Annotated in this window: 17 protein-coding genes; 8 read left to right on the forward strand and 9 right to left on the reverse strand. The window is 58.7% G+C overall.

The window, feature by feature from the left end; all coding sequences use genetic code 11:
• The first annotated feature begins 12 nt into the window (after nt 1-12).
• From ACI514_RS11205 to ACI514_RS11225, 5 genes are all read left to right on the forward strand, one after another.
• Nucleotides 13-1,431 carry an oligosaccharide flippase family protein gene (locus tag ACI514_RS11205; protein ID WP_405123813.1) on the forward strand — a complete coding sequence of 473 codons (1,419 nt, stop codon included), beginning with the start codon at nt 13-15 and terminating at the stop codon, nt 1,429-1,431.
• A 29-nt stretch (nt 1,432-1,460) separates the two neighbouring features.
• Nucleotides 1,461-2,516 carry a UDP-glucose 4-epimerase GalE gene (gene galE / locus ACI514_RS11210; RefSeq protein WP_405123814.1) on the forward strand — a complete coding sequence of 352 codons (1,056 nt, stop codon included), beginning with the start codon at nt 1,461-1,463 and terminating at the stop codon, nt 2,514-2,516.
• Nucleotides 2,513-3,979 carry a family 16 glycosylhydrolase gene (locus tag ACI514_RS11215; RefSeq protein WP_405123815.1) on the forward strand — a complete coding sequence of 489 codons (1,467 nt, stop codon included), beginning with the start codon at nt 2,513-2,515 and terminating at the stop codon, nt 3,977-3,979. Before galE ends, ACI514_RS11215 begins: the two co-directional genes overlap by 4 nt.
• 123 nt (nt 3,980-4,102) lie before the next feature.
• Complete coding sequence (locus tag ACI514_RS11220) at nt 4,103-5,152, forward strand: acyltransferase family protein (protein ID WP_405123816.1); 1,050 nt, start codon at nt 4,103-4,105, stop codon at nt 5,150-5,152.
• A gap of 100 nt (nt 5,153-5,252) precedes the next feature.
• Nucleotides 5,253-6,155 carry a bestrophin family protein gene (locus tag ACI514_RS11225; protein ID WP_405123817.1) on the forward strand — a complete coding sequence of 301 codons (903 nt, stop codon included), beginning with the start codon at nt 5,253-5,255 and terminating at the stop codon, nt 6,153-6,155.
• 43 nt (nt 6,156-6,198) lie between these two features.
• Here ACI514_RS11225 and ACI514_RS11230 read toward each other — a convergent pair whose 3' ends face one another.
• Together ACI514_RS11230 and solA are read right to left on the reverse strand one after the other, a co-directional pair.
• Nucleotides 6,199-6,978: a MetQ/NlpA family ABC transporter substrate-binding protein gene (locus ACI514_RS11230; RefSeq protein WP_160057784.1), complete on the reverse strand. Its 780-nt coding sequence runs from the start codon at nt 6,976-6,978 to the stop codon at nt 6,199-6,201.
• Nucleotides 6,975-8,153 (reverse strand): N-methyl-L-tryptophan oxidase, encoded by a 1,179-nt coding sequence (gene solA, locus ACI514_RS11235; protein ID WP_405123818.1) that lies wholly within the window; start codon nt 8,151-8,153, stop codon nt 6,975-6,977. Before solA ends, ACI514_RS11230 begins: the two co-directional genes overlap by 4 nt.
• Before the next feature lie 373 nt (nt 8,154-8,526).
• Between solA and ACI514_RS11240 the strand changes: the two genes are divergently transcribed.
• Complete coding sequence (locus ACI514_RS11240) at nt 8,527-10,932, forward strand: glucose/quinate/shikimate family membrane-bound PQQ-dependent dehydrogenase (protein ID WP_405123819.1); 2,406 nt, start codon at nt 8,527-8,529, stop codon at nt 10,930-10,932.
• 86 nt (nt 10,933-11,018) lie between these two features.
• Entirely contained in the window at nt 11,019-12,317 is a 1,299-nt protein-coding gene (locus ACI514_RS11245) for a carbohydrate porin (RefSeq protein ID WP_160057781.1), read from the forward strand.
• Between the two features lie 62 nt (nt 12,318-12,379).
• On the opposite strand, the gene ACI514_RS11250 is transcribed toward ACI514_RS11245, so the two are convergent.
• Together ACI514_RS11250 and ACI514_RS11255 are read right to left on the reverse strand one after the other, a co-directional pair.
• Entirely contained in the window at nt 12,380-12,640 is a 261-nt protein-coding gene (locus ACI514_RS11250) for a hypothetical protein (RefSeq protein ID WP_174244450.1), read from the reverse strand.
• 168 nt (nt 12,641-12,808) lie between these two features.
• Nucleotides 12,809-13,456, reverse strand: coding sequence for a hydrolase (locus ACI514_RS11255; RefSeq protein ID WP_160057779.1), 648 nt, complete (start codon nt 13,454-13,456; stop codon nt 12,809-12,811).
• Nucleotides 13,457-13,635: 179 nt separating this feature from the next.
• On the opposite strand from ACI514_RS11255, the gene ACI514_RS11260 reads away from it, so the two are divergent.
• Complete coding sequence (locus ACI514_RS11260; protein ID WP_405123820.1) at nt 13,636-14,559, forward strand: LysR family transcriptional regulator; 924 nt, start codon at nt 13,636-13,638, stop codon at nt 14,557-14,559.
• On the opposite strand, the gene ACI514_RS11265 is transcribed toward ACI514_RS11260, so the two are convergent.
• The 5 genes from ACI514_RS11265 to ACI514_RS11285 all read right to left on the reverse strand — a co-directional run bounded on the left by ACI514_RS11265 (nt 14,527) and on the right by ACI514_RS11285 (nt 20,967).
• Nucleotides 14,527-14,685 carry a hypothetical protein gene (locus tag ACI514_RS11265; RefSeq protein WP_405123821.1) on the reverse strand — a complete coding sequence of 53 codons (159 nt, stop codon included), beginning with the start codon at nt 14,683-14,685 and terminating at the stop codon, nt 14,527-14,529. The two genes, ACI514_RS11260 and ACI514_RS11265, sit on opposite strands and share 33 nt — an antisense overlap.
• Nucleotides 14,686-15,116: 431 nt before the next feature.
• Nucleotides 15,117-15,683 carry a hypothetical protein gene (locus ACI514_RS11270; protein WP_405123822.1) on the reverse strand — a complete coding sequence of 189 codons (567 nt, stop codon included), beginning with the start codon at nt 15,681-15,683 and terminating at the stop codon, nt 15,117-15,119.
• A 98-nt stretch (nt 15,684-15,781) separates the two neighbouring features.
• Nucleotides 15,782-18,493, reverse strand: a complete 2,712-nt coding sequence (locus ACI514_RS11275) for an AAA domain-containing protein (protein ID WP_405123823.1) — start codon at nt 18,491-18,493, stop codon at nt 15,782-15,784.
• Nucleotides 18,494-18,601: 108 nt separating this feature from the next.
• A complete protein-coding gene (locus tag ACI514_RS11280) occupies nt 18,602-19,978 on the reverse strand; it encodes a M20/M25/M40 family metallo-hydrolase (RefSeq protein WP_405123824.1) in 1,377 nt (458 codons plus the stop codon).
• Between the two features lie 188 nt (nt 19,979-20,166).
• On the reverse strand, nt 20,167-20,967 hold the full coding sequence (locus ACI514_RS11285) for an amidohydrolase family protein (protein ID WP_160057773.1): 801 nt from the start codon (nt 20,965-20,967) through the stop codon (nt 20,167-20,169).
• Between the last annotated feature and the right edge of the window lie 49 nt (nt 20,968-21,016).

Here is a 21,016-nt window from a genome sequence, read left to right on the forward strand (position 1 = left end):
TCGGTAACCGCCATGGCCAATCACCGTCTGGTGACATTGAGCTGGATCTTCACCGAGAAATTCGGCCTGATCCTGCTGTCGATGATCACCTTTGTCGTCTACGCGAAACTGCTCTCGCCGGCCGAGCTGGGTGTGGGCACGATCATCATTGCCATCGTCGAGCTGATTGGTCTGGTGTACTCATCGGTGCTGGAAGATCCGCTGGTACGCCTTGAACGGCTGGAAGACAAACACATCTCCACGGCTTTCTGGGCCGGTGTACTCGTCAGCCTGGTGTCGATTGTCATCATCTCGCTCGCGGCATTCCTGTACACGCCCGACCCGCTACTGCAATGGCTGACGGCGGTGGCCTCGGTGAAAATCCTGTTCACCATGATGGCGCGGGTCTATGTGGCGCAAATGCGCCGTAGCGGCAACTTCAAGATGCTCGCGTCGCGCACGTTACTGGGCAAAGTCGCCGGCGGTGTCGGCGGCATCGCGGTGGCGCTGTGCGGATGGGGTGCGTGGGCAGTGATTGCCCAGGCGCTGATCATGGAATGGGTGTCGATCATTGTCCTGATGCATGCAGACCGGCGACGCATCGCGTTTGCCATCGACCGGACGGTCTTGCGCGAACTGTTGAAGGCTGGTGCACCGGTTGCAATCAATTCACTCAGTTCACAAACCTTGCAGCGCGGCGTCAACGTGGTGCTGGGGATGACGGCCGGGGCGAATGCGGTCGGCATGTTCAACATGGCGATGCGCATCATCGAACTGCCGCGCACGGCGATTTATAACGGTCTGCTGAGTTATGCGCTGCCGGCGTTCGCCCGGCGCAGTGCAGAACCCAAGCGCCTGCTCGGGATCATTGGCGACTCGACCGCGGTCAGCGGCTTTGTGTTGACGCCGCTGTTCATCGGCCTCGCGCTCACCGCCAACGACCTCATCCTGTTGATCTTCGGCGCCAAGTGGGCTGACGCCATTCCATTGTTGCAAGTGCTGGCTTGCACGGCGGCCATTGGCAACACCGCCATGTACGCCACCACCGCACTGGTGGCGGTCAACCGCAGTCACCTGACGATCAAGGCAGAAGTGCTCACCACTGTTCTGGCTCTCGCGCTGGTCTACAGCCTCGGCAATGTTTATGGCGGCATGGCCGCAGCCGGCGCTCTGCTCGTGCGCATGCTGCTGATCACGCCGCTGCAGATCCGCGGCCTCAACCTGGCCATCGGTTACAGCTGGCGACGGTTTGTCGAGGCCAATTACCGCAGCGTGATTGCCTCACTGGTCATGGCCGCGACCGTGCTGCTGGTGTCACCGCAACTGGGCTTTCAAGGCTACCTGCACCTGATCGGCAACATCGCGCTGGGCGCGCTGAGCTACGCCGTGGCGTACAGCCTGATCCACCCGCACTGGCCGCAGGAATTCAAATCGGTTTTCACCGCCCGCTGATTCAGTCCCTGAGACAGGAAGACCTCACCATGCGCAAAACCACGTTGATTACTGGCGGGGCCGGTTACATCGGCTCGCACACCGCTTTGGCGCTCATCAATGCCGGGCACCGGGTGCTGGTGCTCGATAACCTGTGCAACAGCTGTCAGGAGTGCATCGCGCGCCTTGAGCAACTGACCTTGACCCGGATCGATTTCATCAAGGGCGACATCCGTGACTCCGACCTGCTGGACGACATCTTCCGGCGCTATGACATCGATGCCGTGGTGCATTTTGCCAGCCTCAAATCCGTCGCCGAAAGCGTGCGCAAGCCGCTCGACTACTACGCCAACAACGTGGCCGGTACGCTTGACCTGTGCCGGGCCATGGCGCGCAACAACGTCTTCCGTCTGGTGTTCAGCTCATCGGCCACGGTTTACGGCGAGCCGACCCGTACGCCGATTGCCGAAGACTTCGGCACCGGTAAACCGGTCAATCCCTATGGCCGCACCAAGCTAATGATCGAAGAGTTGCTGACGGATTTGTGCGAGTCCGATCCGCGCTGGAGCATTGGCCTATTGCGCTACTTCAATCCGATTGGCGCCCACGAAAGCGGGATGATCGGTGAAGACCCGCGCGGCCGACCCAACAACCTGCTGCCGTGCCTGACCCAGGTCGCCATTGGCCGGATACCGGAACTCACGGTGTACGGCAGCGACTATCCCACCGTCGACGGCACCTGCGTGCGCGACTACATCCATGTTGTCGACCTTGCCATTGGCCACCTCAAGGCACTGCTGGTGTTGCAGCAGAACCACGGCATCCGTTTCTGGAACCTCGGCACGGGGGTCGGCTACAGCGTGCTGCAGATCATCCACAGTTTCGAGGACATCACCGGCATCAGCATTCCCTACCGCTTTGCACCGCGCCGTGAAGGTGACATTGCCAAGTGCTGGGCCGACCCGGCCAAGGCCGGACGGGAGCTGGGCTGGACCGCGCAACGCGATCTGCCACAGATGATTGTCGATGCCTGGCGCTGGCAGTCGTGCAATCCGCAGGGGTATCAGTCGTCCTTCGAAATCCCCGCGCTGCTTGCGTTCAAATGATGTGCTTACGATCGCTGCCGGCACTGCTGCTGTGGGTTGCGCTGACTGGCAGCGCCGCACAAGCGCCGCCCAATGCCGGGCTGGTGCTGTGGCTGGACGCCGCCGATGCATCCAGCCTGAGCGTGAATGCGCAGAACCGTGTGCAGCGCTGGGGCGATAAATCCGGCCAGTCCCATGACGCGATGGTCGACGAAGGTGCCGAGCAGCCGCAACGTCTGGAAAATGCCGTGAATGGCCATGCGGTCGTGCGTTTCAGTGGAGGGTCGGCGTTTCTGGGCAAGAGCATTCGTAGCGCAAAAGGACCTGTCACGGTGTTGATCGTGTCCCGCCGATTGCCCGAACAGGCCGGGGTCGATCCGTGGCAGCGGTTGTTCAGTTCACGTGCGCAAACCGCTGACAACGATAACGTGTTGCCGAACTTCGCCATCAGCCTGGCGCAAACCACCGCGTATGAACCGACGGTTTCCGTCCTGGAACTACAGGGTGTGCCGATCGGCCCGTATGCGGTCGGGCGCAATGCCGTCGGTACGTCAGAAAATTTTCGCGGCGATATCGCCGAAGTGCTGGTTTACGACCGCCCGTTCGCGTCCCTCGCCGAGCGTCAGCAGGCTTTCCAGTACCTTGCGCACAAGTGGTCAGTGGCCGTTCCCAGCCACGCCGATACGTGGACCCGTGTCGGTCCGCTGGGCACGGTGCCGACCCGCACTCACGTTTATCTGCCACTGTCCGATCAAAACAATACCGGACGCTGGGAACTCGACACGAACCTGTCCGATGACTTCAACGGCAACACCCTCGACCCTGCGCGCTGGCACGTCAACAATGCCATCGGCAATGAATCGCTCGGGCGCAAACCGGCGCTGTTCACTCCACGCAATGCCAGCGTCAGCAACGGCAACCTGAACATTGTCTTTCGCAAGGAAACCTTGCCGCAGAAGTACGTCGAGCTTGGCTTCAAGGATTACACCTCAGCGATGGTCCGTACCCGTGAACGCGGTTTCTACGGTTATTACGAAGCACGCGCCAAACCGATGAACTCCGCAGCGTCGAGCGCATTCTGGCTGGCGTGGACGGGCTTCACGGACAACGCCACCGAAATCGATATCTTTGAAATTGGCGGTAAAACCAAAGGCGCAGCCTTGGACCGTTCTTACAATATGAACGCGCATTTATGGGCGACGCCGCACAGTAAAGAACATATCGCCAGCGGCAGCACCTGGATCAGCCCTTGGCGCCTGGCCAGTGACTTTCATGTCTACGGCTTCGACTGGCAGCCCGACACCCTGCGCTGGTACGTCGATGGCGTGCTGGTCAGGGAATCGAAGAACCGCCACTTCTTCTTTCCGATGCAAATCGTCTTTGACAGTGAGGCCATGTGGAAATGGTTCGGCGTGGTCGACGACGCTGACCTGCCGTCCACCTTCGAGGTCGACTACATCCGCATGTGGCAACGCGGTCCATAACCGTCACACCCAGCCTGGGACAGTCGACGCCCTCCTGCTGCCATAGCTTGCGCCTTGGGTCGAAATTCACTCGGCAAAGTCGTCAGTTCTCGATCAGCGCTAACACCTCCGGAGCGCCCAAACATGAACAACCGACGACTGAAGGAGCTGGATTTGCTGCGTTTCCTGGCAGCGCTCGCCGTGGTGATTTTTCACTACGCCTTTCGCGGTTATGCGCGGGGCGACATGTCGGTCATGCCCTATCCGATGTTGGCCGAGGTGGCCAAATACGGTTACCTGGGCGTCGAACTGTTTTTCATGATCAGCGGATTTGTCATCCTGATGACGGCTTCCAGCAACAACCTGCAAGTGTTTTTCATCTCCCGCGTGGTGCGCCTGTGCCCGGCATTCTGGGTCTGCTGCACGCTCACCTTTCTGATCACACTGGCCTTCGGTCAGCCGAGGTTCAGCGCGGATCTTTATCAATATCTGATCAATATGACCTTCCTTGGCGACCTGCTCGGCGTCCCGCCCATCGACGGCGTGTACTGGTCGCTGTTTGTAGAAATCAAGTTCTACCTGATGATCTCGATTCTCCTGGCCTTGAAGAAAATAGACAAAATCGAACCCTGCCTCGTGCTCTGGCTACTGGTCTCGGCCACCGCGGAAGTCCTCGCTTTTGAAAAGCTGCGCTCGATATTGATCACCGATTACGCGGCCTATTTCATCGCCGGTGCCACGTTCTACCTGATCTGGGCGAAGGGTATGACAAAACTGCGCATTGCCCTGGTGGCGGGAGCATTGGCCTTGGCCACCTTCACCGCCATTACCTGGGCCGAGTCGATCGAAAGCAAATATGCGACGGAGTACGATCCGTCGATCATCGCCAGCTTCATTATCGTGTTCTTCATGACCTTCCTGTTGATCGCAACCAACAAAACAGCCGCCATCGGGCAATTGAACTGGACGACCCTGGGAGCGCTCACATACCCGCTGTACCTGCTCCATCAAATGATCGGTTTCATCATCTTCAACATGGCCTATCCGGCGGTGAATGCTCACCTTCTGCTGTGGGGCACCGTGGCTTTGATGATCGCTGCGTCCTATGTCATTCACGAAAAGATCGAAACGCCGATGGCCAGACTGATGAAGAGGTCCCTGTCATTTTCCTTTAATCGTCTCCGGGCTAATTAACCCGCGGAGACGAAAGCTGAAGCGATTTAGCGAACCTTTCCCGCGAAAACAGCGTCCGAGCTAAGGCGTTAACGCTTACCGCTCACCACGAGGTTTCCGTTTGAAAGCAGCCATCGTCAGAAAATACCGTTTGATCATCAAGACTCTGGGCTATGTCGGCTGGGCGTTGTTCTGGCTGCTGCTCTGGGACATCGCCGTCACCGTCGACTTCATGTTGTTCCTCAACGCCAAACTGAATCTGCCATTGATGCCCCTGACGTTATTGGGTTCGGCATTGATCGTGCTGATCAGTTTCCGCAACAGCAGCGCTTACAACCGCTGGTGGGAAGCACGCACGTTGTGGGGTTCGATGATCAACAATTCGCGCAGCTTCGCCCGCCAGGTGCTGACTTTGTTGGATGATCCCGATGGCGAGGTCAATCCGGTCAAGTCGACCCTGTTGCGCCGCCACGTCGCCTATGTGAATTGCCTCGCGGCGCATCTGCAAGGCCAGCCTTGTCCCGTGGAAGTCCGCGCCTTCATTCCCGCCGAAGAATTCGCCCGCAGTGGCACGACCAATAACTTTGCCAACGATATCCTCACCGGATCGGCGACTTTGCTTGCGCGCGAATACAAGGCCGGGCGCCTGGACAGCATTCGTCTGGCGCGGCTGGAGTCGACGCTGGTGGATTTGTCCAACAGTCAGGGCGGCATGGAACGGATCGCGAATACGCCGCTGCCCTACCCTTATGTGTATTTTCCGCGACTGTTTATTTCGCTGTTCTGCCTGATCGTCCCGGTCGGTCTGGTGGAATCGCTGGGCTGGTTCACACCGCTGGCCTCGACCGTGGTGGGCTTTATGCTGCTGGCCATCGAACGTATCGGCACCGATCTGCAAAGCCCGTTTCGCCACAGCGAACACCAGATTCAGATGGAGGCGCTGTGCGAAACCATCGAGAAAAACCTGCAATCGATGCAGCGTGATTCCTTGGGCGATGTGCGCCGGCTTGAAGAGAACGCTTGAAGATGTCGGGAGCCGTCAGCATTTCTGGCGGCTCCCGACTGAGTCAGAACGCCGGCACCACATCGCCGTGATAACGCTCAAGAATGAACTGCTTCACTTGCGGTGAGTTAAGCAGCGCGCCGAGCTTCTGCACGGCCGGGGCGTTGGCCTTGTCGCGACGCACGTACAGGTAATTGGCGTACGGCGACTCGGAGCTTTCGATAAACAGCGCGTCTTTGTGCGGCACCAGTTTGGCTTCCAGCGCGTAGTTGGCGTTGATCAACGCCATGTCGACCTGATTCAACACCCTTGGCAGCATCGCCGCTTCGAGTTCCTGGAACTTCAGATGCTTGGGATTGCTGACGATGTCCAGGCGCGTCGCCATGATGTTGTCGGGATCCTTCAGGGTGATCAGGCCTTGCTTGGCGATCAGCAGCAGCGCCCGACCGGAGTTGGTCGGGTCGTTGGGAATGGCGATCGTCGCGCCATCCTTGAGTTCGCTGATGTTGTTGATCTTCTTCGAATAGGCGCCAAACGGTTCGATGTGCACGGCCACAATCGGCACTTGATCGCTGCTCGGCCGGTCTTTTTTGTAGGCCTCGTAATACGGTTTGCTCTGGAAGTAATTGGCGTCGAGCAAGCCTTCATCCGTCTGCCGGTCGGGCTGGATGTAGTCAGAGAAGACTTTGACATCCAGCGTCACCCCTTCCTTGGCCAGCTCCGGTTTCAAGAACTCGAGGATTTCGGCGTGGGGCACAGGCACCACGGCGATTTTCAGGGTTTCGGCATAGGCATTGCCCAGGGCGGCGACCAGCAGTGCTACGGAGAGCGCGACGCGTTTCACGATAGTTTTCCTTCGAAGCGTTTCAGGGAGAAAGAGGACAGATCCAGGTCGCTCGAGCCGCGCATGCACCACTGCGCAAATGCTTCGCCGAGCGCGGCGGAATGCTTGAAACCGTGCCCGGAACAGGCCGAGACGAACAGGGTGTGTTGCAGCGACGGATGCTCATCGATGATGAAATGGCGATCCGGGGTCACGGTGTAGGCGCAAACCGCCGACTTGAGCACTTTCGAGGTCACGCCGGCGATGCGCTCGTGCACCTGGTGCTCGTACATGTCCTGCGCTTCGGCCGCTGAAACCGTACGGTCGATGGCCTGAGGTGACGTTGCGGTGTGGTACTGCGCGGTGGCGATTTTCATGCTGCTTTCGCCGGGTAGCGCGGGAAAGCCGTAGTTGATTTTGTCGTCGCCGCGACCGTGGGTGAAGATGAACGTCGGTGAGTGGCCGACCAGTCCGGCGTTCTCTTCTAGTTCGAACCAGAACAGCTTTTGCCGGTAAACACTCAGCAGATTCTCATACGGTTCACCGAGCAACTCGCCGTTCCAGTTGCCCGCGCTGATCACCAGCTTATTGGCAAACAGCGTGCGCCGGTCCGTGGTGACCGTAACCCCTTCTTCGTTCGAGCTGATAGCGGTAACGGTCTCGCCTTTATAAAGCGTCGCACCGTGTTGCTCGGCCAGTTTGAGCTGCACATCGATGCAGCGTTCCGGGCGCACGAAGCCGCCGCCCGGTTCAAAATAGCCGATGGCCGAGTCGTGCACGTTGGCGAATTGCGGGAAGCGCTGGCGAATCTGTTCGGCGGACAGGACTTCGTGCTCGATGCCGTAAGTCCGCGCCAGGCCGATGGTGCGCAAGGTGAAGTCGGTCTCATCTTGAGGATCGAACTCGGCGCTCGACGTCAGCACCAACAGGCCCGATTGCTCGAACAAAGACTCTCCCGTCAGAGCCTCAAGCTCACGCCAGATACGATGTGAATTGCGCACGATCGGCACGTATTGCGCGCCTTCTCCGACCGAAAGCCGGGTAATGCGCGTATCGCCGTGGCTGGAACCGAGGTTGTGCGGTGGATGATGACGATCAATACCGACAACGTTCACTCCCGCTTTCGCCAACTGATAAACCGTCGCCGCGCCCATCGCGCCCAAGCCCAGAACCACTACCTCACATCGCTCGGACATAAATAGCCACCTATCAAAAAGGCGCCAGTTGAGCGGTAAACCGTGGCGAATTCCAAGATTAAAAAAGCATATCCATATAGCTCGATGCGTCCTTCGACCGCTCTGGAACGGGCTGGCTGGCGGTTATTCGTCGCATTTACAACCCTGTGAAAATGGATTACGCCTGAGGGCGCGGCATCCGATATCTGTCACAACTCACAATCAATCTGACAGAACAGCGATATTTGTGCGCATTTCGACAGACATTTCCACATCTGCGCCCCCCCGCAGCGTGAGTCAAAACCGCGAACTAAGCTTCACGTTGAAATTTGTGATTTAACTAGGTAGTTACCTAACTATATAATGCGCGCCTCATTTCAACGGGACACTCAACGTGAAGCAGAGTCAACGCCTCTCGGGCATATCGAAATTCATTCTGATCGGGCTGGGCGTCGTCATCGCCCTGCTCGGCTTGGCGCTGGCTGCGGGCGGCGTGAAGTTGGTCAGCCTGGGAGGCTCGTGGTACTTCCTGGTGGGTGGCTTGGTCATGGCCGTTTCCGGTCTGCTGATCGCGCGCTTCAAGCTGGCCGGTGCGTGGTTGTTCGCCGCGTTCCTGGTGGGCACCGCGATCTGGGCGGTGAGTGATGCCGGCCTGGTGTTCTGGCCGGTGTTCTCGCGCCTGTTCATGTTCAGTGTGATCGGCCTGGTCGTTGCACTGGTCTATCCGCTGCTCAAGCGTGCCAACGGCGGTGTTGCCGGTCGCGGCGCTTACGCCGTGGCTGCGGTGCTGGCGGTCGGCGTGGTTGTAGCGGCCGGCAATATGTTCGTCGCCCACCCAACCGTTGCTGCCACCGGCACTGGCCCGGGCCTGACCCCGGTCGAGCCGGACAAAGCGCAAAAGGACTGGGCGCACTACGGGAATACCGAAGGTGGCAGCCGCTTCGCTGCGCTGGACCAGATCAACCGCACCAACGTCGACAAGCTGAAAGTGGCGTGGACCTACCACACCGGTGACGTCGCCGAGAGCGATGGCAACGGCGCTGAAGATCAGCTGACCCCGCTGCAGGTTGGCAACAAGGTGTTCATCTGCACCCCGCACAACAACCTGATCGCCCTCGATGCCGACACCGGTAAAGAGCTGTGGAAGAACGCAATCAACGCTCAGTCGAAAGTCTGGCAGCGTTGCCGTGGCATGGCTTATTTCGACGCCACCGCCGCTATCGCTCAGCCGGCCAATTCGAAAATCATCGAAGCCAAGCCTGCTCCGGCGGCCAATTGCCAGCGTCGTCTGCTGACCAACACCATTGATGCGCGTCTGATCGCAGTCGATGCGGACACCGGCGAGTTCTGCCAGGGTTTCGGCAACAACGGCCAGATTGATCTGAAGGCCGGTCTGGGTAACGTGCCGGACAGCTACTATCAGTTGTCGTCCGCTCCGTTGATGGCCGGCACCACCGTGGTGGTTGGCGGTCGCGTAGCTGACAACGTGCAGACCGACATGCCAGGCGGGGTGATTCGTGGTTTCGACGTGATCACCGGCGCCATGCGCTGGGCGTTCGACCCGGGCAATCCGCAGGATAAAAACGCACCAGCCGACGGCAGCACTTATGTGCGCAGCACGCCGAACAGCTGGGCGCCGATGTCCTATGACCCGGCGACCAACACCGTGTTCCTGCCGATGGGCAGTTCGTCGACCGACATCTATGGTGTCGAGCGCAGCAAACTCGATCACACCTACGGTGCTTCGATCCTCGCGCTGGACGCCACCAGCGGTGACGAGCGCTGGGTATTCCAGACCGTGCACAACGATCTCTGGGACTTCGACCTGCCGATGCAGCCGAGCCTGATCGACTTCACCAAAGACGGCAAAAGCATTCCGGCGCTGGTCATCGGCACCAAGGCCGGGCAGATCTACGTGCTCGACCGCGCCACCGGCAAACCGCTGACCGACGTGAAAGAAGTGCCGGTGAAAGCGGCGAACATTCCGAACGAACCGTACTCCCCTACCCAGCCGAAATCGGTGGGCATGCCAGAAATCGGTGCTCAGCACCTGACTGAATCGGACATGTGGGGCGCCACTCCGTACGATCAGTTGCTCTGCCGCATCGACTTCAAAGGCATGCGCTACGACGGCCTGTACACCGCGCCGGGCATGGATAAATCGCTGAGCTTCCCGGGTTCGCTGGGCGGCATGAACTGGGGCAGCATTTCCACTGACCCGGTGCACGGTTTCATCTTCGTCAACGACATGCGTCTGGGTCTGTGGATTCAGATGATTCCGTCGCAGAACAATGGCCAGGCCGCTGGCGGTGGCGAAGCGCTCAACACCGGCATGGGCGCCGTGCCGCTGAAAGGCACGCCTTACGCGGTGAACAAAAACCGCTTCCTGTCGGTAGCCGGCATTCCTTGCCAGGCACCACCGTTCGGCACGCTGACCGCGATCGACATGAAGACCCAGAAAATCGCCTGGCAGGTTCCGGTCGGTACCGTTGAAGACACCGGTCCACTGGGCATCCGCATGCACCTGCCGATCAAGATCGGTCTGCCAACCCTCGGCGGCACCCTGTCGACCCAAGGTGGTTTGATCTTCATCGCCGGCACCCAGGACTTCTACCTGCGCGCGTTCAACAGCGGCAACGGTGACGAAGTCTGGAAAGCACGTCTGCCTGTCGGCAGTCAGGGCGGCCCGATGACCTATGTTTCGCCGAAAACCGGCAAGCAATACATCGTCATCACCGCCGGCGGCGCGCGTCAGTCGACCGATCGCGGCGACTACGTGATGGCTTACGCCCTGCCGTAAATCACGGTGTCCACGTAAAGCGCGGCACCTTCGGGTGCCGCGCTGCTTTCCCCCCTATTGCTCATGTTTTCTGCAGGAAGATTTACATGCTATCGGCTGTTGGTTTTTCCCGTTCCGACCTGTTCAAAGGCCTGTTGCTGGGCGTCGCGTGCACCACCACCCTCCCCGCGTTGGCCGACAACGATTCCGATCTGTTGACCCGCAGCACCCTCACCGGTGACTGGGGTGGCTTGCGTCACCAGATGGATGAACAAGGCATCAAGTTCACCGGCGATTACAGCGGTGAAATGGCATACAACGCCGACGGCGGCCTGCATCGCTCGGCGCGCTACTCGCAAAACATCAAACTCGGCGTGCAGTTCGACCTGAGCAAACTGTACGGCGTCGACAATGCCGGCAAAGTCCAGTTGACCATCAACGACCGTCGCGGCAACAGCGCCTCGGAAGACCTTGTCGGCAACCGCTTGCCGATCCAGGAAAACTACGGTGGCCTGTACACGCGCCTGACCGAGTTGAGCTACGAGCGCAGCGTGTTTACCCCGGCGCTCAATGTGAAACTCGGTTACATGGCCATGGGCAACGACCTCGGCGGCCTCGACAGCGGCATTCTGTGCAACTTCATGAACGCCGGTTTCTGCGGCCATCCGCTGAACATGTCCGGCGGCAGCGGCTGGACCAACTACCCCAATGCCCATTTGGGCGTGCGGGTGAAATACGATCTGTCGTCCTCGTGGCAACTGCGCGTGGCCGCATTCAACGTCGACCCGCAAAGCAACGGCAACTCCAGCCGCGCCTGGCACCTTGGCCCGAAACACACCACTGGCACCGTGGTGCCGATCGAGCTGGTGTACAAACATGCGGGTGAATTGCCCGGCGAATACAAGCTCGGTTACTACTACGACAGCTCTGATGTAAAACGCATCGGCAGCGATAAAGAAGTGTCCGGTCGCGGCGGTCATTACCTGCTGATCGATCAGGCCGTCTGGAACTCGCCAACGTCCGAAGGCCGCAGCCTGCATGCCTTCGGTCAGTACTCGGCGGCCAGCGAAGCGGCTTCGCCGTTCAGCAAGTGGTACGGCACCGGCGTGGTTCTGTACAAACCGTTCGAAGGTCGTCCGCGTGACACCGTAGCGCTGGGTTATGGTCGCGCCGTACCGAACCCGCGCAGCCGCGACGTGCTGCAGGACGCCGCATTGAACAATGGCACGGCATTCCCGAACCTGGACAGCGCCGAGCAATTGATCGAACTCGGCTACGGTTATCAGGCCACGCCTTGGCTGACCCTGCGGCCGAATCTGCAGTACATCATCGAGCCGGGCGCGTTCTCCGGGCAGGACATCGACAATGCGCTGGTGTTTGGTTTGCAGGTCAAAGCGGCGCTCTGATCTGCAAATAGCAGGCAATAAAAAACCCGGTTTGAATGCCGGGTTTTTTATTGCCTTCAAGATCACTTTTTCTTTTTAGCCGGCTTGTCAGCCTTCTTTGAATCCTTGGCCTTCTCAGGCTTGCTATCGGCTTTCTTGGCAGACTTCTTCGGCTCGGCATCTTTCTTCTTGTCTTTCTTGTCCTTGTCGGAGGACTTTGAAAGCGCCGAAGCCGCTGCTGATTTCTTCTCAGGCGATGACTTTTTGTCCTTCAAATCCTTGCTGGCTTTCGAAGCGTCACCTTTGTCTTTGCTTTTCTTTTTGTCTTTAGCCACGTTGACCACCTCTCGGAGTGTGCCGTGATTGACACAGGGCCTGTGCGATTGACCACAAGCTAATCATTAGGCGAGCAGGCCTCGGAGCGGTTCAGATTATTTTGCGGCATTAGAAACAATGCTAAATGAAGGCCGCGCCAGCTGTCGCCAGCGCCACCTTCAACAACAGCCCGTTAATCAGGCCTTGTTGCCCGCCGCCTCCAGCGCCTTTTCAGCGTTGAAGCCGTCGAAGTTTTCGAACACGCCCATGAAACCTGGCACGGTTACCTCTCGCGCCCAGTCGCGTTGCAGTTCGCAGTACATTTGCACGCGGCTGATGAGCTTCGCACCCGCCTGCTCCATTCGGCGCAACGCCGCGTCGTGCGCAGCGAGCGACGTGCCTCCCACCGCATCGACCGGCACGTAAACCTCATAGCCTTCCTGGATCGCATCGAGCACCGGGAAGGTCAGGCACGCTTCGGTCCACAGCGCGGTCATAATCAGTTTCTTGCGCCCGAGCGCCTTGACCGCTTGCTTGAACTCGGTGTCCTCCCAACTGTTGATCGATGTGCGGTCATAGGTCGGCAGATGACCGAGCACCGCTTGCAACTCTTGAATCGGTGGTTTGTTGCGGCCGGTCGCGACATTGACGGTCGAGTGGATGATCGGCAGGTTGTAGTTGAGCGCCGCCTTCGCAACACTGGTGATATTGAAGACCAGTTCATCCCGTGGCATCGAGCGGATCGAGGACACCTGAACCGGTTGATAGTCGATGATGATCAACGCTGAATTGTCGGGCGTCAGCAGTTGATCGGTGTGGGGGTTGCGGATTGTTTCGCTTGCCATTTGCAGGTCCTTTTGTATGGGTAACGCACGTCGGTGCAGCGGCCGTGGCCCGTGCGGCTGATGGGTTCCAGAACACTGGCGTGTGACGCCGCGGCTGGAAAAGCCATTGTGCTGTTCCCCTATTCGCTGCAGTAGTAGCATCCCGAGGCGAACTGTGTCGCGCCAAGGGGAACGCGAAAATGGATATCGAAGAACTGCAAACCTTTGTCGAAGTGGCGGATGCCGGGGGTATTTCACAGGCTGCGCTGCGGCTCGGGGTTTCGAAATCAATCGTCAGCCGCCGGCTGGCCCGGCTTGAAGCAGAACTGGGCGTGCAACTGCTGGCACGCTCGACGCGCGGGGCATCACTCACCGAGGCCGGCGCGACGTTCCGCGATTACGCCGCCCGAGTCTGCAGCGAAATCGACATCGCCAAGGAAACCATCTTGCCCGCCGGCGCCCTTCGCGGTCGCTTGCGCGTAGCAGTGCCGTTGTCGTTCGGGCCGACACACTTCGCCCCGGTGCTGGCGGAAATGGCGCGCCGTCACCCTCAATTGCACATGCAGACCTGCTACAGCGATCGCTTCGTTGACCTGATTACCGAGGGCTACGATTGCGCCATTCGCGTGGGTTATCTGCAGGACTCCAACTTGATCGCAAGACGTATCGGCCCGGTCTTCACCAAGCTCGTCGCAAGCCCCGACTACATCAAAGCGCACGGCGCCCCCGAAACCCCGGACGAACTGCACGCCCATCAGGCACTCATGCAAGGCACCGAAGCCTGGCAATTCATGGAGGCTGACAAGATCATCACGGTTCGCCCGCAAGGACGCTTCAAGGCTGACAACGGCACTGCCCTCGCCGCAGCCGCGACTGCCGGCCTCGGCGTCGCCTACTTGCCCGATTGCCTCACCCACGAACACATCGCCTCGGGTGCACTCGTACCGATCATGACCAACCATCCACCACCCCCGGCCGGTGCCTACCTCCTCCGCGCGCCAGGCCCGCATCCCGCACGCAAGATCCGCGTGCTCACGGATCTGCTGATCGAGTACTTCGGCGAATCCCCGCACCTCGCGGTGCAGCCGCTGTCACAGCACGATGAAGCGCAAGCGTTTAGCTGAGGAAGAATCAATGCTGAAGCCAAGAAAGGAGAATTGAGGTGCCGCAATGGCCACTTTCAGCGGATCAAACTCTTGTTCCAGTTTGATAAAAGTGGTCAACGCAATAGGCTCTTCCTTTGAGTGCATGTTGTTTGCAGTCCTTCGCCAGGCAAGAAGACGTATCCAGACCGCCATGATTCTCGACGATGCGTAGCTTTATCAAGGATTCCATATCAACTGATTCCCAGCCTTCGGGCGAGTCCAACTTGCGGGCGTACAGGGTTTGATACTTATCCCACTCATCGGTGCGCCAAAGCTGCCCACACTCGGGGCATTGCAATAGTTTGACCCAGTCCGCCGTTGCAAGGCAGCGCATTCCTGCGACAAACGCCGTGTAATGCTGACCAATCTCTACCAGATCGCTTCTGCCACTGCAGGTACAATGCACTGTTTAACTCCTGATCTTCTTGCTTCTACTCGCTGTAGGGCAAACCTCGGCTTCTGCCCGAACCCCTTGCTTAAGGCGTTCTCTGCGCATTATCGAAGCGGCGATCGAAAGCGTTATTCCTATAGTGGCTTTACTTATGGAAAAATGTATAGCCGACGATGTAGCTACCTATTTTGCTTGCTCGGGCCCTCACCCACACAGCATTCGTGCCTTGTTTTATTTTTTCATTCAAGTCCGCTTTATTCGTACAAAGCTTAATTTTTCGGTGCGTGCGTGAATCTACGATCCATAATCCTGCCTCGCAATGACCGAACCTTGAAGAGGAAGGGCCAGGATAGGTTATTTCATAGGCGGATTCATATTCAATGATCTCGCCAGGCATAAGGTAGGCGGCGGCATCATAACTATTTACAGATAAAATCAAACCTAAGCAAAACCAACCAATAAAAGAATCGAAAACTTTTCTTGCGGTGTTACCGTCAGGGCGCCTGTGCATAGTTCGACCCGCCGCAACAAGTCCAGCAATAGCGCTTATCAGCAAATACGTCTGCCACTCGTGGACTTCAGGCATTAAAACTGTTCGTGCAGAAATGCCGACAGACCAAAATGCATAACTAAGCCATGCACCAAAAAGCAAAGTCACTATAATTTTAACGACTATTCTTTTCGATTTTTTCTCAGGTGAGCTTAGTTTCATCTATGTCTGCTCTGCCATGTAAACAGCTTGAATATTTTTTCAAAACTTTATTTGAGTTAAAGAAGAATTTCAGGGGCTGACGGCCTCTGCCCCGGTGCTTATACTTTCTGCGCAGGACTGGCCCACTGCCCGATAAAGTCGCCAACTTTGCGCTCAATGTCACTCTCAACTGTGCGCAGCCGCAGAATGGGAATGCCACTTCTAGCCAGAATCTCATTTTTCATGGCGTCCCGAGCAGCCTGCACAGGTTGGTCGTGGTACCCGCCATCGACCTCGATCACACCTATCGGTTGCTTGCCCACTTTGAAATAGATCACGAAATCGCAACTGGCGCGACGCATGAACGCCCGCTGCGGCTCCGTCCAGTCGAGGCCAGCCGGCGATGCAAGCTTATCCAGCTGGATCTGTGTGTGGAACTTCAATGCCTGGCACGCCGGGGCGGACAGCGCTTCGCGCAGCAACTGTGCCACGATCTGCTCGGACTTGTAGCGTGAATCCTCGGGCCGCAAGCGGGCATCCAGTCGTGCCAGAGACTGGTCGTACTCGCGGTACAGCAAGTCGAATGCCGACACCACCGGCGCGCGTACGATCTGCTCATCCTGCGCGTAATAGCTGATGTAGCGGATCAGCGCGGCGATGTGGCCATTGTTGTCCGTGAACACCTCGTCCCCGGTCACCAGAGTGAAGCGATGTTTGGCCCGCGAAACGGCCACGTTGATCATGCAGGGGTCGTCGACAAAATCCAGGCGTGTTCGCGCCTGGTTGTAGCGTTTCTTGTCGAGCACGCTGGAGAACACGATTTCATCACACTCGCGCCCCTGAAACTTGTGCACGGTGTCCTTGACGAAATCCGTCGGCAAGTGCGTGCCGGACAAATTGACTTGTGCCCTGAACGGGGCAATGTAACCTCGGCCCTCGCCGTCTATTCCGATGGGCTGCCCCTCCTCCTCAAGCACCTTCAGCAGGGAGTCCAGTTCCCGAAGGTTGGTGTTCTGCCTGGCGTGGTTGCCCTTGGCGGTCACCACCAGTCGCAGGGGCTCTTCGCCGTTGTCCTCGGTCATCGGCACCAGTGCATTGTCGTAAAACTGCTGGTTGCAGAACTGAATGATCCGGGGGTGGCAGCGGTAATGTTCTTTCAGCAAGGTTCTGGGCAGCGCGTCCTGGAACACGGCAATGCACGAGTCCAGCAAGCTGTAGCGCTCGCAATCGTAGGCCTCGGCGCGCGCTTGAAGCCCCAATGCTACGGGGATATGCGGCAACTGGCGGTTGTCACCCACGACGATCAGGTTCTTGGCGCAACCCAGTGGCAGGATGCCCGGCACGATGTCCTGCAAAGAGGCTTCATCGATGATCACGTAGTCGAGGACCGCTCCCGGCGCGATCGAATTGACGATCGAGTGCGTGCCGCTGCCAAGGATAGGGAAGCGCTGCAGGAAGGCATCGAAATGCCTGCGGTAAGTTTTGACATCGAAGCTGTCCGACGGCGGTACCTGAAGTTGCAGGTGGTGCTTGAGATGCTGCATCGATGCGGTTGTCAGTTCTTTCAGCAGCGCCGTGAAATTCGCGCGTGCCAACGTTTCACGGCACGCCCGCAACTGCGCTTCCTTGTCCCGCAGCGACTTGTCGTAATAATGCATTTGCAGTGCATGGAAAACGGCCATCCGCGCCTCGGCGTCGGCGAATGGCCTGGTGCGAAAGATCCTGAATTTGAACAGTAGCTCGATACGGTCTTTGAGATGAATGCGCTGCTCGCCGAGGTAAGCCAGGTAGGCCATGAGGTCCGCCGTCTTGCGCGGTGTCAGGCCGTACTTGTCGAGCGAACCGTTGGCCTGCACCTCGCTTTCTGCCTGCCACTGCTGCAGGTAGCGCCGCTCGATGACCAGCTCGTCCAGCTCGATTTGCAGTTGCGCCGCCCTGTTGTGGTCTTGCAGGTGCTGCTTCAAGCGGGCCAGCAAGGCCTGGATCTCATCCAGGGACAGTGCTGGCTCGGGCAGACTTGATGGCCACGCAGGCAAGTCGGCGAAGAAGGCCTGGCGTTTGTCTTGGTTGCCAAGCTTGGCGACCAAGTGGCCCAGGCCGTATTTCTCCAGCTTTTCGTAGACGTTTTCCACGGCAGCATTGTTGTTGGACAACACCGCTACCGTCTGCCCACGTAACAGAATATTGGCGAGGATGTTGAGGATCGTCTGGGTCTTGCCGGTTCCTGGCGGACCCTCGATCACGCTGACTTGCGCGCTGAACGCCCGCTCGACTGCCTGAAGCTGACTCTCATTGAGCCCGAACGGATAGATGAGCCCCTGCCCCGGAGCCAGCGTGCCGTTGCGCCCCGTACAGTAGGCTTGCAAAGCAGTGCCAGCGATGGCGGGCAGAGCTTCGAGTTGGCGCAGCACATTGTCGGCAATCTCACGATCAGTCTGCGACGCAGCGTGATCCTTTCGGGCGTTCGCCACTGTATTGAAATAGCGGAAGACCGGCGTGTCCTTCATCGGTGTCGGAACGGAAAAGCCAATGCCGTCCATCTTGTAGACATAGGGCTTTTTGCTGCCCGGATAGTGCACAACAGCATAGCGTTCGCCGTAAATCGTAGCGTTGGCAATGGGCTTGACGATCGTGCTGCCGCGCTTGTGCAGCAAGACATTGGTCAACTCGCGGGTGGGCGAAACCAGACAATCACTGAGCGGGCGGGTGTCTTTTTTTCTGGAGGGATAATGACAGGTCAGCTGCAGAAATGCGTCCCTGTCGCTCCAGCGAATCGCCCAGTCGCTGATCTTTGCGGTCTTGTCCTCACCATCCATTTGAATCGAAGCCATATTCCTCGTCCCTATACGCATGACATCCGGCTTCGCTTCGCGCCGAATGCTACCTCTCCAGTAGCTGCCATATTGCCATCATTGCATGCAAGGTCGATAGCCCGGCCTTTAACGCCTGCGCAGCGCCGGACGCATTGAAGAATCGCCGAGCAGATGCAGGGTTTCGTCAAGGACGTCGACATCGGCAATGACGCTGGCAAAATCCCAGTAGCGGTTGAACCTATCGGATGTGTGGTGGTAGGTATTCGAGTCATAGAAATCATGCCGCTTCATGCCTTCCTCAACGCCTCCTTTGAGCAAGTCGCTGCCGGTGCTCACCTGCACCGTGGGGATATCAATCCTGGCAAAACTCGCCTGATCGGAGCGGAAAAAATATCCCGCCGAAGGCTCTTCATCGAGACTGATTGTGCGCCCCAGGGTGTGGGCGGCACTGACAAAGGCATTGGGCAAATCGGACTGATCGCCGTCCACCAGAAACAGATCACGGGTTCTGCCAATCGGTACGAAACCATCGACGTTAAGCGCCGCCACCACCTCCAGCCCCGTCTCGCGGATCAACTGTGCGACCCGTGCGGAACCGTGCATGCCGACCTCTTCAGCAGACGTCCAGGCAAAGAGTACCGTGCGCCGCAGCGGCGTGGAGTCGGCCAGACGTCTGGCCAGCTCAAGCAAGACCGCCACACCGATCGCGTTATCGACAGCGCCCGGGTAATAACCGCTGCCGTCGGCGGTTTTGCCTAGGTGATCCAGGTGCGCGCAGAACAGGACACATTGGCGGGGAAACAGTCGGCCCTTTTGCATCGCCAGCACATTCCGACAATGCCGGATGCCAATGTCGCAATCGAGCCGCAGTTGCAGGTGTGCATCGAGACGGCACAGGCGCCCCGCCATTGGCCTGGGTGCGGCGATGAATGCATCAAGGTCAACACCGCCGTCAGCTAGCAATCGCCGTGCGAACCTTTCGCTGCAGAACCCTTCGAAATCCAGCCGACTGCGCACCGCTTGCGGAAGAAAGCGAAACGGCCGGCGCATTTCGTCCTGCACCAGATGAAACGCGCTGCCGAACAGTTCATCGGTGTGGACGATGATTACGCCCGCCGCACCTTGGCGGGCCGCTTCCTCGTATTTGTACTCCCAGCGCCCGTAGTAACTCATGCGTTGGCCGAGGAACAGTTCGCCTTCCGGGCTGTTGCGTCCGGGATCGTTGGGCAACACCACGACCACTTTGCCAACGACATCCAGTCCGGCGTAATCGTCCCAGTCAAACTGCGCTGCGACAATGCCATAGCCGACAAACACCAAAGGCGCGTGGTCGAGCGAAACCCTGGTTTGCTGTGAGCGGATCAGCAGTTCATCGTCCTGTTCGAGGTTGTAGCGGGTATCACCCTGAATGATCGTCCGGCAGCTTTTCGCATCGGATCGCACCGTGGCGCAACCGAGGGGGACTGACTGGAACAGGCCCCGGCGGCCCTGCCAGGGCGTCAACCCTAGCGCTCGGACTTTTCGCGCAATCCACAGTGATGCTCGCCACGCACCGGGTTCCCCTGCCCCGCGCCCGGCAAAACGGGCGCTGGACAAGGTCCGACAAACTTCGGCGAGCGCTGCCGCATGGAGCTTGTTTTTCAGGTAACCGCGAAAGACCGGAGCGCGAGCGTTTTTTTGCCTGGCTTTTTTCAGGAGCGCGCGTCGCATGTCGGCTCCCCTTCGCCCGGCCACTTGAACAGCCGTGCGGCGTTGTCAAAGAACACCTGCCGGTGGTGCTGCTCGTCGATGGCACTGGCGCACGCGGCAACGTACCCAGGGTAATCGACGCTGGGCCAGCCCGAACCGAAGAGGAACCGCTCCGGTTTGCCGGTGTAATCGAGCATCCAGCGGATCGGTTCGACCATCAACCGACCAAGCGTGGCTTGCGAAACGTCGCTTAGCGACCCTTCGATGATCGAACTGAGTTCGAGCCAGACGTTGTGGTTTTTCGCCGCCAGCACAGCGGCATCGGTAAACCACGGGTTAGCGCTGTGAACCAGAACGAAATTCACGTCCGGATGGTCGACGATGACCTCGTCCAGGCTGAGCGGGTGGGCGTACTTGAGCTTGGAGCGATGCCAGCCTGTGTCACCACTGTGGAACAGCACCGGGACATCAAACTGACGCGCCAGGGTGTACAGCGGCATGAGCCTGTGATCGTCAGCATGCACATGCATGAATCCCAGATTGATTTTGATGGCCCCATAGACACCGCACGCCAGGTCCTGCGCCAGCGACTCTGGCGACCACTCAGGCTGAGCGATGACCGCGCACCTGGTCACGCCCAGCGCCTGCAACTGCCCGGCATCGCAACCGGGGTTATGCGAATCCGTTACGGATGCGCGGATGTCGAAGCGCGCTTGCAGCGCCTTGAAAGCTTGCAGACTGTCCGCCCGCGCAAATTCGGTATGCACGTGCGCATCGAAAACAGGCCCGGAATAACGACTCATCGAGAACTTCCCTGTGTGGACGATCGCAATTGCCGCGCATCCAGTTGCG

The sequence above is a fragment of the Pseudomonas sp. M20 genome (assembly GCF_045037865.1).
In the GTDB taxonomy this organism is placed as follows: Bacteria; Pseudomonadota; Gammaproteobacteria; order Pseudomonadales; family Pseudomonadaceae; genus Aquipseudomonas.